The sequence below is a fragment of the Streptomyces sp. AC555_RSS877 genome (assembly GCF_019049245.1).
Lineage (GTDB): Bacteria > Actinomycetota > Actinomycetes > Streptomycetales > Streptomycetaceae > Streptomyces.
In genome coordinates this window covers 73,171-93,227 of record NZ_JAGMUK010000005.1, presented here as the reverse complement: position 1 = coordinate 93,227, position 20,057 = coordinate 73,171, and the positions used below count along the sequence as shown (strand labels likewise).

Sequence of the window (20,057 nt, the reverse complement as noted above, 5' to 3'; positions counted from 1 at the left end):
GCCATGGCTATCTTCCTCAACAAGGACTCAAAGGTCATCGTCCAGGGCATGACCGGTGCCACGGGCATGAAGCACACCAAGCTCATGCTCGCGGACGGCACCAACATCGTCGGTGGCGTGAACCCCCGCAAGGCGGGCACGTCCGTCGACATCGACGGCACGGAGATCCCGGTCTTCGGCACGGTCGCCGAGGCGATCGAGAAGACGGGCGCGAACGTGTCCGTCCTCTTCGTGCCGCCGGCCTTCTCCAAGGCCGCCGTCGTCGAGGCGATCGACGCCGAGATCCCCCTCGCGGTCGTCATCACCGAGGGCATCGCGGTCCACGACTCGGCCGCGTTCTACGCGTACGCCGTGTCGAAGGGCAACAAGACGCGGATCATCGGCCCGAACTGCCCCGGTCTCATCACCCCGGGCCAGTCCAACGCCGGCATCATCCCGGGCGACATCACGAAGCCGGGCCGCATCGGCCTGGTCTCGAAGTCCGGCACGCTGACCTACCAGATGATGTACGAGCTGCGTGACATCGGCTTCTCGTCCGCCGTCGGCATCGGTGGCGACCCGGTCATCGGTACGACGCACATCGACGCGCTCGCCGCGTTCGAGGCCGACCCCGACACCGACCTGATCGTCATGATCGGCGAGATCGGCGGCGACGCCGAGGAGCGTGCGGCGGACTTCATCGCGAAGAACGTGACGAAGCCGGTCGTCGGTTACGTCGCGGGCTTCACCGCGCCCGAGGGCAAGACCATGGGCCACGCCGGCGCCATCGTCTCCGGCTCCTCCGGTACGGCCGCCGCCAAGAAGGAGGCCCTCGAGGCCGCCGGTGTCAAGGTCGGCAAGACGCCGACCGAGACGGCGAAGCTGGCGCGCGCCATTCTCGGCCACTGAGCATTGCTCACCGGCTGAACCAGGCACCACACCGCACAGCGAGAAGGGCCCGCATCCTCACTGAGGATGCGGGCCCTTCTCGCTGTGCTCAGCGTCCTTGCGGCACCAGCCGCATCGGCCCGCTCACCGTCGCCTCGCGCAACCGCTCCCGCAGCTCCTCCTCCGCCTCCGACAAGGAGCCTGGCGCCACCCGCGGCGGCACTCCCCGCACGGTCTCGCCCGGCGCCACCGGCGGCTCGTACCGCATGGGCGCCGTCCGTGCGGTCAGCGCGGTCGTCCCGATCAGCGCGACCGTGAAGGCGATGGCGGCCCGCGTCCAGAACCGGGCCCGGCGTTCGCTGCCCGTCCGTACCGTCGGCGGCTTGGCGGCCCGCAGCCGCTCGGTGGAGGCCAGTTCGGCCAGCCGCCGGTTCAGTTCCGCGGGGTCGGACAGCTCAGGGAGCCGCTCGGCGACCGCCTGGCGCGCGTACAGCAGCCGGTTAGCGGTCGCCGGCGTGCTCGCCTCCGCCTCCGCCGCCGTCTCCGGCAGGTCGAGGCCGACACCGTCGTACAGCAGAAGCGTGCGGCGGTACGGCGGCGGGAGTTGCAGGAGTACGTCCATCAGCGCACGGTCGGACGCGTCGGCGGGCGGCGCCTCGGGGTGCCGGTAGCGCGGGCGGAAGCGGTGCCAGGGGGAGAGGGCGTACTCGTACGCCGTGGCCCGTACCCAGCCGGCCGGGTCCCGGTCGACCGCCACCTCCGGCCAGTGCTGCCAGGCGAGTTGAAAGGCCCGCTCGACCGACTCGCGCGCGAGTTCCCGCCGCCCGGTGAGCAGATAGGCCTGCCGGACCAGGGCGGGGGCGCAGAAGGCGTACAGGGCGTCGAAGGCCTGAGCGGGGGTCAGGGGAGGTGCGGTGACGTCCGGTTCGGGCATCGGCGCGGGGGGCGGCCCTCCTGGAGTCGGCGCGGGGCCTGGTTCCGGTCGTGGCTCGGGCGCCGGGAGGGCTTCCGTTCGTACGGGGGGCTCGGCGGCGCCGGTCGCCAGCTCTGCCAGCAGGCGCGCGTACGCCTCCCGCCTCCGGCGGCCCTGCGGTGCCGTACGGCCCTTCTCCCACGCCCGCAGCGTCTCAAGCCTGACGCCCATCCGGGCCGCGGCCTGAGCCTGCGTCAGCGACCCTGCCTCGCGCAGGCGTCGGCGCTCTTTCGGCGGGGGGAGCTGGGTTGCAGGACTCTGCGTCACCGGGCGCCCCTTCGTACGAAAAAGTACATAAAAGTATATTGAGCGACACTTCGGAGGTTCGCCTGTTACGACGAGAAAGCGCGTGTCGTTGGGAGCATGACGGTCGTGATCCAGATGCCCGCACGCCGACCGCCGTTCTCGTCCCTGCTCACCCGGTGGCGCGACCGGTCACCCGGACTGGCCGCCGGATTCCTGGGGGGTGCGATCGCGGCCGGGCTGGGGCTCGGGTCGTTCACCGTCCTCGTCATGGTGCTGTGGATCAGCTCGCCCTACCCCGACAGCGGGCCCGGCGGCGCGCTGCACGTCGCCGTGGCGCTGTGGCTGCTGGCCCACGGCGTCGAACTGCTCCGCACCGACACGCTCACCGGCGTCGCCGCACCCGTCGGCGTGATCCCGCTCCTCCTCCTCGCGCTGCCGCTCTGGCTGGTGCACCGGGCGGCCCGGGACGCGACCGACGGGGGCGAGGAGGACGACGAGCCGACGGCCACCCCGGCGTGGATCGCCGTCCCGGTACGGACGTCTGTCCCGGTACGAACGCCTGTCTCGGGACGGACGGCCTGCGCGGGCGTCGTTCTCGGCTACCTCGCCGTCGGCGCCGTCGCCGCGTTCCAGATGACGGGTGGCGGCCTGCGTCCGTCGTGGGCGTGGACGGGCGTGTGGGTGCCGCTGGTCGTGACGGTGGCGGCGGGCACGGGGGTGTGGACGGCGTACGGCCGCCCGCGCGCGGAGCTGGACAACGCGCTGATCCTGCTGCCGGCGGGCCTACGACGGCTCGTCGTCGGCGCGGATGCCCGGGTTTGCCTCGGCACGGCCGCGCGCGCCGCGGGTGCGGGCACGGCGGTGCTCGTCGGGGGCGGGGCGCTGCTGCTGGCCGCGTCGCTGGTGTGGCACGTCGGGGCCGCCCGGGAGTCGTTGCTCCAGCTCACGGGGGGATGGTCGGGCCGGTTCGCGGTCCTGCTGCTCTGCCTCGCCCTGGTCCCGAACGCGGTGGTGTGGGCGGGGTCGTACGCCCTCGGCCCCGGCTTCGCCCTCGGCGTCGGCCACGCCGTGACCCCGCTCGCGTCCGCCCCCGCGCCCCTGCTCCCGCCGTTTCCCCTGCTGGCGGCGGTACCGGACCCGGGCCCGGGAACGCCGCTGAACTGGGCGGCCGGGGTGGTACCGGTGGCGGCCGGGCTCACGGTGGGGTGGTTCGTGGGGCGGGTCGCCGCTGGCGACGCGGACGCGGCAGGCGGACCGGTGACGCGGGCCTGGTCGCGGGGCCGGACCGCGGGGACCGCCGGGCTGGCGGCCGTACTGTGCGCGGTCCTGCTCGCCGTCCTCACGGCACTCGCGGGCGGACCGCTCGGCGTTGGTGCGCTGGCCCGCTTCGGACCGGTGTGGTGGCAGACGGGGCCGGCGGCCCTGGCCTGGACCTCGGCGCTGGGGGTTCCCACCGCGCTGACGCTGCGGGCGTGGCGGTGCCGGGAGCGTCCGGCGCGGGTCGTGAGTGGACGCGGGGAGCGCGGCGCCACGATCGGGAAGCCGCGCGTGGAGGAATCGAAAGCCGCGGGCGTACCGGGGACCGCGGGCCTACCGGAGAGGTCGAAGACACCGAAGGCCTCTCATGCACTGAACGCCTCGCACGCACCGAACGCCTCGAACGCAGCGAAGGCCTCGGACGTACTGAACCCCTCGGACGCGGCGAAGGCCTCGAAAGCACCGAAGCCCTGGGAGGCGCCGATGGACGACGACAGCACCTTCGAGCCGTACGACTTCCTGCCCACCGAGGCCGCGCACCCGCTGTGGCACGACGACGACGTGGCGCGGGAGGCACGCTGGGCGGCGCTCAAGGAGGCGTCCGCCGAGCCGGAACCACCGGTCTCGCCCGACGCACTCTGACATCGAGAACCCGCTGTCAGCTGTTCGCCCCCAGCACCCCCCGCAGCTCCTTCGGCAGAAGGTCGGCGCAGGACTGCGCCGCCTCGTTCGTGAGGGCGTCGTTCGTGCAGGTGTAGTAGTCGTCGTAGACCAGCTTCATGGTGAAGCCGGCGGCGACCAGGGCGATGGCCAGGGACGCCGTGACCAGGCCGCTCACCGCGGCGGTCCGCTGCGGGCGGCCGCTCTGCGCGTGCGCCGGGATGTTGGGGTCGGGGGCGGCGGGGGGCTTGGCGCGCAGGGCGCTGATGCCCCAGTACAGGGCCAGCGCACCGAGCATCAGTGCCACGTAGGGCCAGCTGAACAGTGCGAAGAAGAAGGCCCACATGCCGCTCAGGAGGGCATACCGCGCGCGCCGCTGGGAGGGGTCTTTCGGGTCCCAGCGCAGGCCCGGGCCCTGCCCGCCGCCGTTCGGTTTCTCGGGACCGGTACCCGGGCGACTGCCGAAGCCGTCGGGGGAGCGGCCGGGCTGCTGGTTGCTCCACTGGCTGCCCCAGGGGGCTCTGCCACCGTCACCGCTCGGTGCGTCGGACCCCTGGCCGCCTTCGCCGGTCTCACCGCCCGTCGGGTGCCGGCGTGGCTGCCAGGGCCGGTCCGGCGTGCCCTCCGGCGGCGGTGCGAACGGGTTGTCGTCCGAGGCCGGAGTGGAATCGGGGGCTGAATCCGGCTTCGACCCCGGATTCGAATCGGGGGCGTGAGCGTCGGGCGGTGAGGTGGGGCGCTCCCGCAGAAGCACGCCGCTGCGCTCCCCTCCCAGCGATGACTGCGGGGGGAGCGTAAGGAGTCGCAGACTGCGGTCCGGCATCAAGTGAGCGTCTTCCCCTAGGTGATACGGCTGTCTGTCCTGAGCTGTCACGTGGAGAACGCACCGCACTACCACCGCGTTCCCGAGCCCGCTCCTCGCAGACGCTACCTTCCGGCCACGCCCCCGTCCCGTGGGGGCCGCCCGCTGTGCCGGTATCGTTGCTGACGGTCGGCCGCTTCGTAGACTTCCCCGTATCCCGGGGCGCGAAGCATTCGTACGACCATACAAACGCACCCCCGAGAAAGGGCCTCACCGTGGCCGCCAAGCCCGTGGCCAAGCGCCTCGTCGTGCTGGTCTCCGGTTCCGGTACCAACCTGCAGGCGCTGCTCGACACCATCGCGACCGCCGGCCCCGAGGCCTACGGCGCCGAGATCGTCGCCGTCGGTGCGGACCGCGCGGGCATCGAGGGACTGGCCCGCGCCGAGCGTGCCGGGATCCCCACCTTCGTGTGCCGGGTGAAGGACCACGCCACCCGTGACGAGTGGGACACGGCCCTTGCCGAGGCCGTGGCCGCTTACGAGCCCGACCTCGTCGTCTCCGCCGGTTTCATGAAGATCGTGGGCAAGGAGTTCCTGGCCCGCTTCGGCGGGCGGTTCGTGAACACCCACCCCGCGCTTCTCCCCAGCTTTCCCGGCGCCCACGGCGTCCGTGACGCGCTCGCGTACGGCGCCAAGGTCACCGGCTGCACCGTCCACTTCGTCGACGACGGCGTCGACACCGGACCGATCATCGCTCAGGGCGTGGTCGAGGTCCGGGAAGAGGACCACGAGGACGAGGGTGCCGCTCTGCACGAGCGCATCAAGGAAGTCGAGCGAAGGCTGCTCGTCGATGTCGTGGGGCGGCTCGCCCGCAACGGCTATCGCATCGAGGGACGAAAGGTAGTTATCCAGTGACCGCCGAGAGCAACAAGCGGGCCATCCGACGGGCGCTCGTCAGCGTCTACGACAAGACGGGCCTCGAAGACCTCGCACGCGGCCTGCACGAGGCGGGCGTGGAGCTCGTCTCCACCGGGTCGACCGCCTCCCGCATCGCCGCCGCCGGCGTCCCGGTCACCAAGGTCGAGGAGCTCACGGGCTTCCCCGAGTGCCTGGACGGCCGCGTCAAGACGCTGCACCCGAAGGTCCACGCGGGCATCCTCGCGGACCTCCGCCTGGAGGACCACCGGCGCCAGCTCGCCGAGCTGGGCGTGGAGCCGTTCGACCTGGTCGTGGTCAACCTCTACCCGTTCCGCGAGACGGTCGCCTCCGGCGCCTCCCCCGACGAGTGCGTGGAGCAGATCGACATCGGCGGTCCGTCGATGGTGCGCGCGGCAGCGAAGAACCACCCGTCGGTGGCGGTCGTCACCAGTCCGGCGCGGTACGCGGACGTCCTCTCGGCGGTCAAGGACGGCGGCTTCGACCTGTCCACCCGCAAGCGCCTGGCGGCGGAGGCCTTCCAGCACACGGCGTCGTACGACGTCGCGGTCGCGTCCTGGTTCGCCTCCTCCTACGCCCCTGTGGACGACTCGCAGTTCCCCGACTTCCTGGGCGCGACCTGGGAGCGCAAGAACACCCTGCGCTACGGCGAGAACCCGCACCAGCCGGCCGCCCTCTATGTCGACGGCACCGGCGGCGGCCTGGCCGAGGCCGAGCAGCTGCACGGCAAGGAGATGTCGTACAACAACTACACGGACACGGACGCCGCCCGCCGTGCCGCGTACGACCACGACGAGCCCTGCGTCGCGATCATCAAGCACGCCAACCCCTGCGGTATCGCCGTCGGCGCGGACGTCGCCGAGGCGCACCGCAAGGCGCACGCCTGCGACCCGCTGTCGGCGTTCGGCGGTGTGATCGCCGTCAACCGTCCGGTGTCGAAGGAGATGGCCGAGCAGGTCGCCGAGATCTTCACCGAGGTCATCGTGGCGCCCGACTATGAGGACGGCGCGCTCGAAGCCCTCGCCAAGAAGAAGAACATCCGCGTCCTGAAGGCCTCCGGTGCCCCCTCCACCCCGGCCGAGCTCAAGCCGGTGGACGGCGGCGTCCTCCTCCAGGTGACGGACCGCCTCCAGGCCGACGGCGACGACCCCGCCAACTGGACCCTGGCGACGGGCGAGGCACTGAGCGCGGAGGAACTGTCCGACCTCGCCTTCGCGTGGAAGGCCTGCCGTGCCGTGAAGTCCAACGCCATCCTCCTCGCCAAGGACGGCGCCTCGGTCGGCGTCGGCATGGGCCAGGTCAACCGCGTCGACTCCGCGAAGCTGGCGGTCGAGCGCGCGGGCGCCGAGCGAGCCACCGGCTCCTACGCGGCCTCGGACGCCTTCTTCCCCTTCCCCGACGGCCTGGAAATCCTCACCGAGGCCGGCGTCAAGGCCGTGGTCCAGCCCGGCGGTTCGGTGCGCGACGAGCTCGTGGTCGAGGCGGCGAAGAAGGCCGGCGTGACGATGTACTTCACGGGGACGCGGCACTTCTTCCACTGACCGCTGCCCTCTGGCCGGTGTCCGCCCGCCGCCCGTACGCGGTTCGTTCCGCGTACGGGCGGTTCGGGCGTGAGCTCAGGGATGTCAGTCCATGAACTTCGAGCAGGCGTTCGAGATCAGCTTCTTGTGAGACGAGATGCGGTTGTCCGCTGTCTCGCCGTTGGTGAAGACGTCGTCCGACTTGAGCGAGGAGACGTACTTCTTGCCGTTGAAGTGCACGGGCTTGCGGTGGCCTCGGTCGGGATGCCGTTCGTCCTGAGCGCTGCTCGTCATGCGGGTGCCGAGACGCCCTGGGGCCGTGTCACGGCGTGACACGGCCCCGGGCGAAGGATGGCGGGAGGCGTCGTGGCGACCCGCCGTGAGATGTGTGAACGGTGCTCAGTTCGAGCGGATCACGATGGACGAGCAGACCTTGTCGGCGAACGTCTGACGCTTGGCGTCCCACGCCGGCCACAACCAGCCGAGGTAGCACGCCAGGCTGTCCAGGAAGTGCGCGATACGGCGGACGAACGCCATGCCGACGCCCAGGGGCTGGCCGTCGCTCTCCCGCACGAGGCGGATGCCGAGCGCCTTCTTGCCGAGCGTCTGGCCGGTGCGGCCCTCCTGGATCAGCATCCAGATCGCGATGCCGATGACGCCGAGGCCGCCGATGATCGACAGGAACCCGGTCTGGGCGCTGATGTCGATGATCACGAAGACGTACGGGATCATCAGGACGAGGCCGTCCACGAGGGTGCCCAGGAACCGCTGGCCCCAGTTCGCGTACGACGGCGGCATGCCGTAACCCGGCTGCTGCGGGTAGCCGTAACCGGCCGGGGCCTGCGGCGCCTGCGGGTAGCCGTATCCCTGCTGCGGCGGGACACCCTGCGGGGCCTGCTGCGGGTAGCCGTAGGGCTGCTGCTGGCCCTGCTGGGGGTAGCCGTAACCCGGCTGCTGGGGCTGCTGCGGCTGCTGGGGGTCCTGCGGCTGACCGTACGGGTTGTTGGGCGAGCCGAAACTCATGGCGGGTTTCCTCCGTTGCGCAAGCTGGGGACAATGCGGACTGCGCGGAGGAACGTCATGATTCTGAGCGGTTTGCCCCCCGAACAACAACCGCGAACTGCGCCACACATGGTTCTAGGGTGGCGAGTTGTTGTCCAGCCGCATTCGGTATGTGTTGTGCAAGTGCAACATCGCCGATCATGGTGGGATACGGGCGGCCGGGCGTCCTGCTGTCCGGTGGCACCCGGATTGGAACCAGGACCGGGTCATCCGCGAGGATGGGGGTATGACCGCCCAGATTCTCGATGGCAAGGCCACCGCAGCCGCGATCAAGTCCGATCTGACCGTCCGCGTGGCGGCCCTGAAGGAGAAGGGCGTCACGCCCGGCCTCGGAACGATCCTCGTCGGCGAAGACCCCGGCAGCCAGAAGTACGTCGCCGGCAAGCACCGCGACTGCGCTCAGGTCGGCATCGCCTCCATCCAGCGTGAACTGCCCGCCACGGCGACCCAGGAGGAGATCGAGGCCGCCGTCCGCGAACTGAACGAGGACCCGGCCTGCACCGGCTACATCGTCCAGCTGCCGCTCCCCAAGGGCATCGACGAGAACCGGATCCTGGAGCTCATGGACCCGGACAAGGACGCCGACGGCCTGCACCCGATGAACCTCGGCCGCCTCGTCCTCAACGAGCCCGCTCCGCTGCCCTGCACCCCGAACGGCGTCCTGACCCTGCTGCGCCGCTACGGCGTCGAGATCAAGGGTGCCGAGGTCGTGGTCGTCGGCCGTGGCGTGACCATCGGCCGGCCGATGCCGCTGCTGCTCACGCGCCGCAGCGAGAACGCCACGGTGACCCAGTGCCACACCGGTACGCGTGACCTGTCGGCGCACCTGAAGCGCGCCGACATCATCGTCGCCGCGGCCGGTTCGGCCCACCTGATCCGCGCCGAGGACGTCAAGCCGGGCGCGGCCGTCCTGGACGTCGGCGTCTCGCGCAGCGCCGAGGGCAAGATCGTTGGGGACGTCCACCCGGACGTCGCCGAGGTGGCCGCCTGGATCTCGCCCAACCCCGGCGGCGTCGGCCCGATGACCCGCGCGCAGCTGCTCGTCAACGTGGTCGAGGCGGCGGAGCGCAGTGTCGGCTGAGGACAAGCCCGGCAGGCCGGGCACGGCCGAGACCGCCGAGGGCACCGACGAGATCGAGGTGCGGGACCCCGTCAGCGCCCCCGGCGCCGACGGAAAGCCGCGCCGGACGACCCGCCGCTTCCCCCTGTTCACACGGGACACCGCGCGTCCCGAGGGCGGCGGCCGGGCCGCACCGAGCGACGCCCCGGCGCCCGCCCGGCAGTGGCCGGTCCTCGCCGTGCTGGCGATGGCGGGGCTCGGACTGCTGCTGACCGCCTTCGACCTGTTCCGCGTCGGCATCCTCCTGCTCGGCGTCGCCCTGCTGGCCGGCGGGGCGCTGCGCTGGCTGCTGCCGGACGTCGGCATGCTCGCGGTGCGATCCCGCTTCACCGACATTGTCACGTACGGCGTGCTCGGCCTCGTGATCGTGCTGCTGGCGATGATGGTGCAGCCGAAGCCCTGGCTGGTGATCCCGTTTCTGAAGGACACGCTGCACTTCACGGTCAGCTGACCCGTGGCGTACGGCGATGGCCCGCCCCCTCCCCCGAGCAAGGACGGGCCACCGCCGCACACCACACTCCTGCACGGTGAACGGCCTGTTCAATGGCTGTCCGTGCGCTGTGGCACGGAAGTGACCGTTCCGCCACGGTGTCCGGGCCTTGCGACAGTCGGGCCGGGCACGGGAACCGATCAGCTCTGTGACGTCGTCACTTGCTCAGGATCGGGGTCCCGAGGGGAGGTGGCCGATGGGTGCCTGGCAGCCGTTGCCGGACGATCTGCCGCCGGAGGTGCGGCACTTCGTGGAGCAGTTGCGGCTCCTGAAGGACCGCACGGGACTCAGTCTGGTCGCTCTCGGCGCCCGCACCGCCTACAGCAAGTCCTCCTGGCACCGCTATCTCAACGCCACCCAGCCGCCGCCCCGGCAGGCCGTCGCCGCGCTGTGCCGGATCGCGGGGCTCGACGGCACGGACGCCGAACGTTGCGGAGTGCGCTGGGAGCTGGCGGTCCAGGCGTGGCCCCGCCCGGTGACGGTGCCCGCGCAACGCGTCGGGAGCGGCCCGGACGGCAGCTGGGGCGAGGAGTACGAGGACGATCCCACGCTGCCGTGGTGGGACGCGCCCCCAGAGGAGAGCGGTCGCGGACGGTCCGGGCGACTGCTGCTGTCCGCCGTCCTGCTGCTCCTTCTCACGGTGTTGGTCGGCGTCGTCGGCACCGTGGTGTTCGGGTGAATCGACGACCTGCGTGACAGGCGGTATTTCCGGTGTGTGACACTCATGTCCATGTATTGACAAGTTCGCGGATTTGGCACGAAGTCGTTCTACATCGGCGCTAGCGTGTCCTTTTCCGAACGTCGGCGTACTGGACCTCGGCCCGGTGGGCGTGCAACGGTGCATGCCCGCGGCCACGATGCACCCGTGCGCCCCCACCCCGGGAACTGAGATCCTGACTGGGCGCATCCCTGTGGGTAGCCACAAGGGGGACTCGGCACAGGCACCACGCACGGGGAAAAGCGGAGAACAACCAGCACAACCGGGGGGAAGAGGGGGGTAGCAATGCCTCGTTGGAGGGCCTTGCCCGACGAGCTCGATCCGCAGGTCAGAGAGTTCGCAAGCCAAGTGCGGCGGCTCGTGGACCGCAGCGGCCTGAGCATCGCCGCGGTGGCCGACCGCACGGGTTACAGCAAGACGTCCTGGGAGCGTTATCTCAACGGCCGGCTGCTCGCGCCGAAGGGCGCGATCGTCGCCCTGGCCGAGGTCACCGGCACCAATCCCATTCATCTGACGACGATGTGGGAGCTCGCCGAGCGCGCCTGGAGCCGCTCGGAGATGCGCCACGACATGACCATGGAGGCCATCCGGATCTCTCAGGCACGCGCCGCGCTGGGCGAGCTCGGCGCGCCCGCGGCGGGTGCCAAGGGCAGCAAGACGGCCCGCAGGAGCGGCAGCGCCACGGCCACGCCCGGCATCGCCGGACCGGCCGGCGTCGTCCCGTCGGTGCCGACGCAGCCGACGGCACCGGACGCCCGGGACTCGGCGGGCGGCGTACGGGACGTCCTTCCTCCGGGCGGGTCCCCGGGCGATTCGTCCGGCGAGTCCTCGAGCTCGTCCGGTTCCTCCTCGGGCGCCAACTCGTGGGGGCTGGCGGGGTACCAGCGGCCGGCGCCGACCGGGGGGCGGGGTTCCGGCGCGGGTGCGGGTGCCGGATCCCGGCCTGCGGGTTCGGTCTCGGCATCGGGTACGGCATCGGGCGACGGTCCGGTGCGGACTCCCGCGCCGGCGAGCCCGTACGGCGACCCGCCGCAGGGTCCTCGTCCGGGCCGTGGCCGGTCCTCCGGCAGCGCTGGCGGCAAGCGGCGGCTGACGATGTTCCTCGCGGGCGTCGTCGGGGTGGTCGTGGTGATCGGGGCCGCGTACGTCCTCACGGACGGCGGGGACGCCGGCAAGAAGGAAGACGTCGCCGCCTCGCCGACACCGTCGGTCAGCACCGATCCCGACCTGCCGGCCGGGGTGAAGTGCAGCGGCGACTCCTGCACCGGCAAGGACGCGGAGAGCATGGGCTGCAGCGGTGACCTCGTCACCACGGCCAAGACCGCGACCGTCGGCACCACCGTCGTCGAGGTCCGCTACAGCGAGACCTGTGGCGCGGCCTGGGGGCGCATCACGCAGGCCGCTCAGGGCGACGAGGTGCGGGTGACCGCGGGGAAGGCCGAGGAGCAGACCGGGACCATCACGGCGGCCGGGGACACCGTCACCTACACGCCGATGGTGGCCGTGAAGGACGCGGGAGAGGCGGAGGCCTGCGCGACGCTGGCCTCGGGTCGGGAGGGGTGCACGAAGTAGCGGGAAAAGAATCCGGGTCCGACGCGCATGCCCGCCTCAATCGCGGGCACGCGAACGTTACCCCCACGGGAGTCCGGCAATCGGTACCCCCCGAACGGCGGCCGCCTTCGTCCCCCCTCTCCCGGACGGGCGGCCGCCGCTTTGTGTGCACGGGTTGCCGGAAGGGCTTCGTGGGGTGGGCTCTGTGGGGTGGGCCACACAACCCCGGACGTCCGACATCCCGGATGCGCGGTAGCCTGACCGCTGATCTCTCTTGACGCCAAGAGATCGATCAAACGTCCGGGGCAGGGACGCCCCACCGCCAGCTGTCATACGGAGAACGCCATGACCCGCACTCCCGTGAACGTCACCGTCACCGGCGCGGCCGGCCAGATCGGTTACGCCCTGCTCTTCCGCATCGCCTCCGGCCAGCTGCTCGGCGCGGACGTGCCGGTCAGGCTGCGCCTCCTGGAGATCACCCCCGCGCTGAAGGCCGCCGAGGGCACCGCGATGGAACTCGACGACTGCGCCTTCCCGCTGCTCCAGGGCATCGACATCACGGACGACCCGAACGTCGCCTTCGACGGCACCAACGTCGCCCTCCTCGTGGGCGCCCGCCCCCGCACCAAGGGCATGGAGCGCGGTGACCTCCTGGAGGCCAACGGCGGCATCTTCAAGCCGCAGGGCAAGGCCATCAACGACAACGCGGCGGACGACATCAAGGTCCTCGTCGTCGGCAACCCGGCCAACACCAACGCGCTCATCGCGCAGGCCGCCGCTCCCGACGTACCGGCCGAGCGCTTCACCGCGATGACCCGCCTGGACCACAACCGCGCGCTGACCCAGCTCGCGAAGAAGACGGGCTCGACGGTCGCCGACATCAAGCGCCTGACCATCTGGGGCAACCACTCCGCCACCCAGTACCCCGACATCTTCCACGCCACGGTCGGCGGCAAGAACGCCGCCGAGGTCGTCAGCGACGAGAAGTGGCTGGCCGAGGACTTCATCCCGACCGTCGCCAAGCGCGGCGCCGCGATCATCGAGGCCCGTGGCGCGTCCTCCGCGGCCTCCGCGGCCAACGCCGCCATCGACCACGTGTACACCTGGGTCAACGGCACCGCCGAGGGCGACTGGACCTCCATGGGCATCCCGTCGGACGGCTCCTACGGCGTCCCGGAGGGCCTGATCTCCTCCTTCCCGGTCACCACCAAGGACGGCGCGTACGAGATCGTCCAGGGCCTGGACATCAACGCGTTCTCCCGCACCCGCATCGACGCCTCCGTGCAGGAACTGGCGGAGGAGCGCGACGCGGTGCGCGGTCTCGGCCTGCTCTGAGCCGAACGGCTCGGCCGAGCCGTTCGTCAGGACCCCGCACGGGCCCCGTTCCGGTACCGACCGGAACGGGGCCCGTGCCGCTTTCCGGGTCACCGCCGGTCGAGGCGCTTCTCGAACCAGTGGGCCGCGTACACGTTGTCGTCGTAGCGGGGGATCTCCCGGTACCCGCAGGCCCGGTACATCGCCTGCGCCTCGGTGAGCGACGCGTGCGTGTCCAGTCGTACGACGCCAAAGCCCCGCGAGGCCGCCTCGGCCTCCAGCGCCGTGAGCAGCCGTCGGGCGAGCCCCAGGCGGCGGGCGTGCGGGTGCACCCACACGTGCCGGATCTCGCCCACCCCGGGCTCCAGCCGGCGCAGCGCCCCGCAGCCCACCGGGCGGTTCTCCTCGTACGCGACGAAGAAGGCGCCGGCGTCGCCGGACACCTCCTCGGGCCGTACGAGAGCGGACCGGTCGAAGCCCTCCGGGAAGCGGGCGTCGATGTCGGCGGCGTACGCGTCCAGGCAGGTGCGGGAGTCGGAGGAGGCGCCGGGGACGAGGGCGACGGTGATGGCGGCCAGCCGCAGCAGGCGCTGCGCGGTGGCCAGCGCACCGGTCAGCTCGGCCCGCTGGGCGGGGGCGAGGCCTTCGAGCAGACCGGCGGCGAGGGCGCCCGCCCTGCGGTTCTGCTCCCTGACCTCGGCGCGGCCCGCGGGGGTCAGTTCCACCCTGCGCAGCCGGTTGTCGTCGGGGTGCGCGCTCGTGCGGACAAGGCCCTGTGCCTCCAGGGCCTTCGCCATCCGGCTCAGATACCCGGCGTCCAGACCGAGCCGCGTCCTGAGCTCCCGCAGGGACGCCCCGGACGCGCTCTCGTGGATCTCGAACAGCAGCCGGGCCTCACCGAGCGGACGGTCCTGGCCGAGGTAGTGGTCGTCCAGGACGCCGATGCGGCGCGTGAAGTAGCGGTTGAAGCGGCGCAGGGCCGTCACGTCGTCCATCGACACTGGCTTCATACTTCTTTGACTGTAGTCAAAGAATCCGCGGGGGTCCACGGTTCGCGGGCCGATGTCAGTGGCGGCCCGTAGCCTGCGGGCATGACGAGTGAGGGGAGGGGAACCGGGCGTGACATTCCGGTTCCGCCGGCCCCACCCGCCCCTCTATGCTGATGGTTTGTCAACAACAGCATGAACAAGGGTTTTTCCACGCATCGGGGGATTGGCGTGAGCACCGCGTACGTGCCGCAGCAACCACAGCAGACACCCGCCGGCACACCGCCGGCCGAACCGCCGCCCACCGCGCCGCACGCCAGCGAGGCGACCCGGCTGCTGTGCGCGGGTACCTATCTCGACTCCGGGTACCGCGACCAGGTCATCGAGGAACTGCATCTCAAAGAGCAGCGGATCGTGGCCCCTTCGCTCGGCTTCGACGCCGCCCGCGTCCTCGCGCACGCCCTGCGGGCCCGGCGCCAGGAGCTGATGTGGGCCGGGGCGATCCTGGGGCTCTGGGCGGTGGGGACCGCGCTGACCGGGGGTGTGCTGGGCCTCTTCCTGTGGCCCAGCCTGTACCTCGCGGTCGCCGGCTGGGTCCGGGGACGCGGGGAGCAGCCACCGCTGTACCGCCGGGTGCCCGCCTTCCTGCTCCGCTGGTGGGGCCGCGTCATGTTCGCGCTTCTGCTGGTCCTCGTGACGATCGGGGCGTTCGGCGGCACGGACGACAGCGACGCGTACGGCTCGTCCTACGACTCGTACGGCTCCACCGGCCTGTACGGCGACAGCTTCTCCGACTCGCCGGGCTTCTCCGGCGCGGTGGTGCCCGACTTCGACGGCCTCGACAGCTTCATCGAGCCCTGGCGGGCCTGGGCCACGCTCGTGATGTTCGCCCTGATCGCGCTGTGCATCGCCGCCCAGCGCGGTCAGTTCGCCCGGGTGATGGCCGCCGAGCTGTCCCCGCAGCGCTTCCCCGACGCCGCGGGCGACCCCGCCGAGCGGGCCGAGGGGCAGCGCTTCCAGCGGCTGAAGGAGCGCATCCGGCTGGAACAGCACGCGCCGCTGATCATGTACCACGCGGCGCGGCCGTTCTGCGGTGCCGGCGCGGCCTACGACACCTGGGTCCTCGCCGTCGAACTGCGCCCCGACGAGATGAAGAAGCAGCAGCCGCTCGGCAACCGCACGGTCCTGGAGAAGATCCGGCCCCTGCTCGAACAGCTGCGCCTGCCCGCCGAGTACGCGGGAAACCTGGGACGCGACCGGCTGCGCCGGCTGGAGATCGACGAGTGCGTGTTCCTGCCCGCGGAGGGGCTGCGGCGGCGCGAGGAAGCGCCGTACACCCCGCAGGCGTTCGAGGAGCACCGGGCGCGCGCGGTCGAGGAGGGTGCCGAGAAGCGCCGGCACTTCCTGCGCATCCGCGTCGGCGGCTGGGAGGAGGAAGTGGTCGTCACGGTGTTCGTGCGCATCCACACCCAGGGCCGCATGCTGATGCTGGAGGTCGCGCCGCACGTACTGACGCCGGTGCGCGAGGAATTCAAGAACGCCGACCGCGCCGCCCACCGTTTCCGCAACAACAGCGCGCTCGGCAAAGGGGCCTGGGCGATGGTCCGGGTGCCCGGCTCCGCGATCGGCTCCCTGGCCACGCTGGGCAGGGGACTGGCGTACGTCTGGCGGCTGCTCACCGGCGGGCACGCGGGCGAGCTGCCCGACGGGCCGGCCGTGTCCGTGCGCGAGGCGGGTTCGGTGGACGTCGGGTCCCTGTTCCAGGAGATGGACGTCGCCCGGTACCTCAAGAGCGTGCAGGACCGCGTCGCGAACGGCGTGCGGGCCGCGCTCGCCGACTCCGGATACCAGACCGGCGAGTTCGTCCAGAAGATCGTCAACATCAGCAAGGGCGGCGTGAACATCGACCGGATCTCGGACAGCACCTTCGCGGTCGGCAGCCACGCGTCCGCTTCCTCCTCGACCACGACCGGCGGCGCCGCGCCGCAGAAGGGAACCCACACCGATGGCAACGGATGAGCCGAAGGTCAACATCGGCGACGTCTCGCACAGCACCTTCGCCATCGGCAGCCACGCGCACGCCGAGAGCCACCACGGGACGGCCGTACAGCGCGACCAGGCCGCCGAGGAACTCCTGAAGGCGGTGCGCGAGCTGCGCGCCGACCTGACCCGGGTGCGCGCCAGCGAGGAGACGGCCACCCTGGACGAGGCGCTGGCCGAGACCGAGGACGAGATCACCCGCACCGGACAGGCGGGCCCGTCCCGCCTCGACCGGCTGCGGCAGCTGCTCACCGACTCGCAGGCCCTGGTCGGCCTGATCGCGTCCGCCGGGGCTGTGGCCGGTCTTCTGGGGCTGTGAGAGGGGCGGGATGAGCGGCAGCGGGGGAACGCGGTACTGGAACGAGGAGACCCAGCGCTGGGAGGAGGGCGACGGCACCAGGCCCGACCTCCCGTCGCCGGCAACACCGCCACCACCGGCCCGCCCGGGGTTCGCGCCGGCGTGGCCCACGGCGGCCTCGACGGGGGCGGCGGCAGAGGAGACCGGGGGCCGTCCGGCGGAGGGGGCGGCCGAGGCGGCGGGTGGTCCGGCGGTGTCCGCGGGGCCGTTGCCCGCCGCGGACGGGTCCGCTTCGCCCGCCGGCTCTCCTGCCGTGCCGTCCCGGCCCGCCGACCGGCCCGAGCCGGCAGCCCAGCAGGCCGCGGACCATGACCACGCGGCGTGGCCCCCGACGCAGACCGCGGGCGGCGGTGTGCCTTCGGCGGCGCAGGACGTCGGCGGCAGCGGCGGGTGGCCTCCGGCCCAGTGGCCCACTGGCTCGTGGCCGCCCGCAGGGCAGACCGCCCCGTCCGCTCCCGCCCGCGGCATGAGCAGGCGGCTCGTGTGGTCCGTGCTGATCGGGGCGGCTGCCGTCGGTGTCGCCGTGAGCCTGGTGCTGACGACGGTCGTCGGCGGGGACGACGAGCCGACGGCCGCCACCGGCGGGTCGCCGTCCCCGACGGGCGAGGTCTCGCAGCAGAACGACCCGAGCCCGACACCCACCGAGGAGTCCGCCTCGCCCACGGTCTCCGCGCCCGAACTCCCCGCCGGGTACGAGGAGCACGTGGACGCCGAAGGGTTCCGGATCGCGATCCCCGAGGGGTGGGCGCGTACCACGCTGGACTCCCAGTTCGGGATCGCCGTCGTCAACTACCGCAGTGCCGACAGCCAACGCCGGTTGCAGGTCTACCAGGTGTCGGAGGAGTCGCCGGACGCGTCGTTCGACCTGTATCTGTCGGAGGACACCCCCAAGCCGGCCGGGTTCGAGAAGCTGTCCCTGGATGCCCTCGACGACGACAGCGGGTTCACGGGCTCACGGCTGGAGTACCTCGCCGACACCATCAAGGGCGAGCCGGACGTCGGCACCTGGCACGTCTACGACGAGCGGTTCGTGGCGCCGGACGGCAACATCTACGCCATCGCCGCCTACGGCCCCGAAGCCGACGGCCGGGACGACGAACTGGAACTGCTCACCACGGCCGTGGACTGGTTCTGCCCGCCGCTGGGACAGTGCGCACCGGCGTCCAGCTCGTTCGGCATCGACTGACCAGCCGCACATCGACCGACCCGACGTCGACCGACCCGAACCCGACCGGCGCCCGGCTTCCTTCGTGGAGCCGTGGATGCAGTCGTTCTTCTCCGCGCCTCGGCGCCCTGCTTGAGGATCCGGACGCTGCCGCCGTCGGAGCCTCATCGAGGTCGGCTGAGCCTTGTCGGCGCTCGCGAGTTGCCGGGCGCTCAGGTCGTCGGCCTCGCCAGCCGCCGCGCGGGCCGACGCTTTCGCGGCCATGGCAGCAGCCGTGTGCCGTGCCTCACCCGCGCGTCGTCCCCCAGCGCACGGTTCGTCCTGTTCGCCCGCATGTTCAGTGACACAGCCCACTTTCGGCCATGGATTGCGCATGCAATCGCAACGGAAGGGCATGCGCTCACGGTCCCGGTGAGTGACACGCCTGTGACACAGGGGCACCGAACAGGAACGGAAGGCAAACCCGATCATGGCGGACACACCAGAACTCCAGGCGCGGAAGACCATCCACGTGGACGGGGAGTGGCTCGAAGCCGTCTCCGGCGCCACGCGCGAGATCATCGACCCCGCGGACGCCCTGCCGTTCGCCCTGGTCGCGGAAGGTGACGAGAAGGACACCGACCTGGCGGTCGCGGCCGCCCGGCAGGCCTTCGACCACGGCGACTGGCCGCGCACCCCCGCCGCCGAACGCGCCGCGCTGCTGCGCCGCGTCGCCGATCTTCTCGTACGCGACCGCGAAGAACTCGGCGTGCTGGAGAGCCGGGACGCGGGCAAGACCGTCGAGGAGGGCCGCGTCGACATCGACTGCGTCGCCGACGCCTTCCGCTACTTCGCCGACCTCGTCGCCGCCGAGGCCCCGGGCCGGGTCGTCGACGCGGGCTCGCCCGACATCCACAGCGTGGTCGTGCACGAGCCCCTCGGCGTGTGCGCACTGATCACGCCCTGGAACTACCCGCTCCTGCAAGCCAGTTGGAAGATCGCCCCGGCGCTCGCGGCCGGCAACACCTTCGTGGTCAAGCCGAGCGAGATCACCCCGCTGACGACCGTCGCCCTGATCGACCTGCTGGCCGAGGCCGGCCTGCCCGCCGGGGTCGCGGGCATCGTCACCGGCCCCGGCCACTCGGTCGGCGCCCGGCTCGCCGAGCACCCTGACGTCGACCTCGTCTCCTTCACCGGCGGCCTGGTCAGCGGCACGAAGGTGGCCCAGGCCGCCGCCCCGAGCGTCAAGAAGGTCGCCCTCGAACTCGGCGGCAAGAACCCCAACGTCGTCTTCGCCGACGCCTGCGCCACCGAAGAGGACTTCGACACCGCCGTCGACCAGGCCCTCAACGCGGCCTTCATCCACAGCGGCCAGGTCTGCTCGGCGGGCGCCCGCCTCATCGTCGAGGAGAGCGTCCGGGACCGTTTCGTCGCCGAACTCGCCCGTAGGGCGGACCGTATCCGCCTCGGCCGCGGCACCGCCGACGGCGTCGAGTGCGGCCCGCTCGTCTCCGAGCAGCAGCGCGCCAAGGTCGAGTCGTACGTCGGATCCGCGCTCGCCGAGGGCGCGGTGCTGCGCTCCGGCGGCAAGCGGCCCGCGCCGTCACCGGAACGGCCCGAGAACGGCTACTTCTACGAGCCGACCGTGCTCGACCACTGCCACCGCGACATGAAGGTCGTCCGGGAGGAGGTCTTCGGCCCCGTCCTCACTGTCGAGACCTTCCGCACCGAGGACGAGGCGGTCGCCCTCGCCAACGACACCGAGTACGGCCTCGCCGGCGGAGTCTGGACCGCCGACGCCGGCCGGGCCCGCAGGGTCGCGGGCCGACTGCGGCACGGCACGGTCTGGATCAACGACTTCCACCCCTACCTCCCCCAGGCGGAGTGGGGCGGCTACGGCAAGAGCGGAACGGGCCGCGAACTGGGCCCCGCCGGACTCGCCGAGTACCGCGAGACCAAGCACGTCTACCAGAACCTCGCGCCCAAGCCCGTCCGCTGGTTCGCCGGCTGACCC

General features: G+C 71.8%; 18 protein-coding genes. 13 read left to right on the top strand and 5 right to left on the bottom strand.

Annotated elements, in window-relative coordinates; translation table 11 throughout:
* The first annotated feature begins 3 nt into the window (after positions 1-3).
* Complete coding sequence (gene sucD / locus KUM49_RS03335; protein ID WP_217235135.1) at positions 4-888, top strand: succinate--CoA ligase subunit alpha; 885 nt, start codon at positions 4-6, stop codon at positions 886-888.
* An 88-nt stretch (positions 889-976) separates the two neighbouring features.
* Here the strand turns inward: sucD and KUM49_RS03330 are convergent, their stop codons facing one another.
* A complete protein-coding gene (locus tag KUM49_RS03330) occupies positions 977-2,107 on the bottom strand; it encodes a helix-turn-helix domain-containing protein (RefSeq protein ID WP_217235134.1) in 1,131 nt (376 codons plus the stop codon).
* Between the two features lie 96 nt (positions 2,108-2,203).
* Here KUM49_RS03330 and KUM49_RS03325 point away from each other — a divergent pair, with 96 nt between their 5' ends.
* Positions 2,204-3,985 carry a DUF6350 family protein gene (locus KUM49_RS03325; protein ID WP_217235133.1) on the top strand — a complete coding sequence of 594 codons (1,782 nt, stop codon included), beginning with the start codon at positions 2,204-2,206 and terminating at the stop codon, positions 3,983-3,985.
* 16 nt (positions 3,986-4,001) lie between these two features.
* On the opposite strand, the gene KUM49_RS03320 is transcribed toward KUM49_RS03325, so the two are convergent.
* Positions 4,002-4,826 carry a hypothetical protein gene (locus KUM49_RS03320; protein ID WP_217235132.1) on the bottom strand — a complete coding sequence of 275 codons (825 nt, stop codon included), beginning with the start codon at positions 4,824-4,826 and terminating at the stop codon, positions 4,002-4,004.
* Positions 4,827-5,080: 254 nt separating this feature from the next.
* Between KUM49_RS03320 and purN the strand changes: the two genes are divergently transcribed.
* Positions 5,081-5,719 carry a phosphoribosylglycinamide formyltransferase gene (gene purN, locus KUM49_RS03315; protein WP_217235131.1) on the top strand — a complete coding sequence of 213 codons (639 nt, stop codon included), beginning with the start codon at positions 5,081-5,083 and terminating at the stop codon, positions 5,717-5,719.
* The gene (gene purH / locus KUM49_RS03310; RefSeq protein ID WP_217235130.1) at positions 5,716-7,281 is read left to right on the top strand and encodes a bifunctional phosphoribosylaminoimidazolecarboxamide formyltransferase/IMP cyclohydrolase; all 1,566 of its coding nucleotides are present in this window, start codon (positions 5,716-5,718) and stop codon (positions 7,279-7,281) included. Before purN ends, purH begins: the two co-directional genes overlap by 4 nt.
* Before the next feature lie 84 nt (positions 7,282-7,365).
* Here the strand turns inward: purH and KUM49_RS03305 are convergent, their stop codons facing one another.
* Together KUM49_RS03305 and KUM49_RS03300 are read right to left on the bottom strand one after the other, a co-directional pair.
* On the bottom strand, positions 7,366-7,554 hold the full coding sequence (locus KUM49_RS03305; protein ID WP_217235129.1) for a hypothetical protein: 189 nt from the start codon (positions 7,552-7,554) through the stop codon (positions 7,366-7,368).
* 105 nt (positions 7,555-7,659) lie between these two features.
* On the bottom strand, positions 7,660-8,283 hold the full coding sequence (locus tag KUM49_RS03300) for an RDD family protein (protein ID WP_217235128.1): 624 nt from the start codon (positions 8,281-8,283) through the stop codon (positions 7,660-7,662).
* Between the two features lie 265 nt (positions 8,284-8,548).
* On the opposite strand from KUM49_RS03300, the gene KUM49_RS03295 reads away from it, so the two are divergent.
* The 5 genes from KUM49_RS03295 (at position 8,549) to KUM49_RS03275 (ending at position 13,536) form a co-directional block, all read left to right on the top strand.
* Positions 8,549-9,403, top strand: a complete 855-nt coding sequence (locus tag KUM49_RS03295; RefSeq protein WP_217235127.1) for a bifunctional methylenetetrahydrofolate dehydrogenase/methenyltetrahydrofolate cyclohydrolase — start codon at positions 8,549-8,551, stop codon at positions 9,401-9,403.
* Positions 9,393-9,893 (top strand): DUF3017 domain-containing protein, encoded by a 501-nt coding sequence (locus KUM49_RS03290; protein ID WP_217235126.1) that lies wholly within the window; start codon positions 9,393-9,395, stop codon positions 9,891-9,893. The genes KUM49_RS03295 and KUM49_RS03290 overlap by 11 nt, the downstream gene beginning before the upstream one ends.
* Positions 9,894-10,128: 235 nt before the next feature.
* A complete protein-coding gene (locus KUM49_RS03285; protein ID WP_217235125.1) occupies positions 10,129-10,611 on the top strand; it encodes a helix-turn-helix transcriptional regulator in 483 nt (160 codons plus the stop codon).
* Positions 10,612-10,935: 324 nt separating this feature from the next.
* Complete coding sequence (locus KUM49_RS03280; RefSeq protein WP_217235124.1) at positions 10,936-12,222, top strand: XRE family transcriptional regulator; 1,287 nt, start codon at positions 10,936-10,938, stop codon at positions 12,220-12,222.
* Between the two features lie 324 nt (positions 12,223-12,546).
* Positions 12,547-13,536: a malate dehydrogenase gene (locus KUM49_RS03275; RefSeq protein ID WP_217235123.1), complete on the top strand. Its 990-nt coding sequence runs from the start codon at positions 12,547-12,549 to the stop codon at positions 13,534-13,536.
* Between the two features lie 89 nt (positions 13,537-13,625).
* Here the strand turns inward: KUM49_RS03275 and KUM49_RS03270 are convergent, their stop codons facing one another.
* Entirely contained in the window at positions 13,626-14,525 is a 900-nt protein-coding gene (locus tag KUM49_RS03270; protein ID WP_217235122.1) for a helix-turn-helix domain-containing GNAT family N-acetyltransferase, read from the bottom strand.
* A 207-nt stretch (positions 14,526-14,732) separates the two neighbouring features.
* Here KUM49_RS03270 and KUM49_RS03265 point away from each other — a divergent pair, with 207 nt between their 5' ends.
* From KUM49_RS03265 to KUM49_RS03250, 4 genes are all read left to right on the top strand, one after another.
* Positions 14,733-16,520: a hypothetical protein gene (locus tag KUM49_RS03265; RefSeq protein ID WP_217235121.1), complete on the top strand. Its 1,788-nt coding sequence runs from the start codon at positions 14,733-14,735 to the stop codon at positions 16,518-16,520.
* Positions 16,507-16,860, top strand: coding sequence for a hypothetical protein (locus KUM49_RS03260; protein ID WP_217235120.1), 354 nt, complete (start codon positions 16,507-16,509; stop codon positions 16,858-16,860). Before KUM49_RS03265 ends, KUM49_RS03260 begins: the two co-directional genes overlap by 14 nt.
* Positions 16,861-16,870: 10 nt before the next feature.
* Positions 16,871-18,085 (top strand): hypothetical protein, encoded by a 1,215-nt coding sequence (locus KUM49_RS47990; RefSeq protein ID WP_254400665.1) that lies wholly within the window; start codon positions 16,871-16,873, stop codon positions 18,083-18,085.
* A 448-nt stretch (positions 18,086-18,533) separates the two neighbouring features.
* Positions 18,534-20,054, top strand: a complete 1,521-nt coding sequence (locus tag KUM49_RS03250) for an aldehyde dehydrogenase family protein (protein WP_217235119.1) — start codon at positions 18,534-18,536, stop codon at positions 20,052-20,054.
* Positions 20,055-20,057 lie beyond the last annotated feature (3 nt).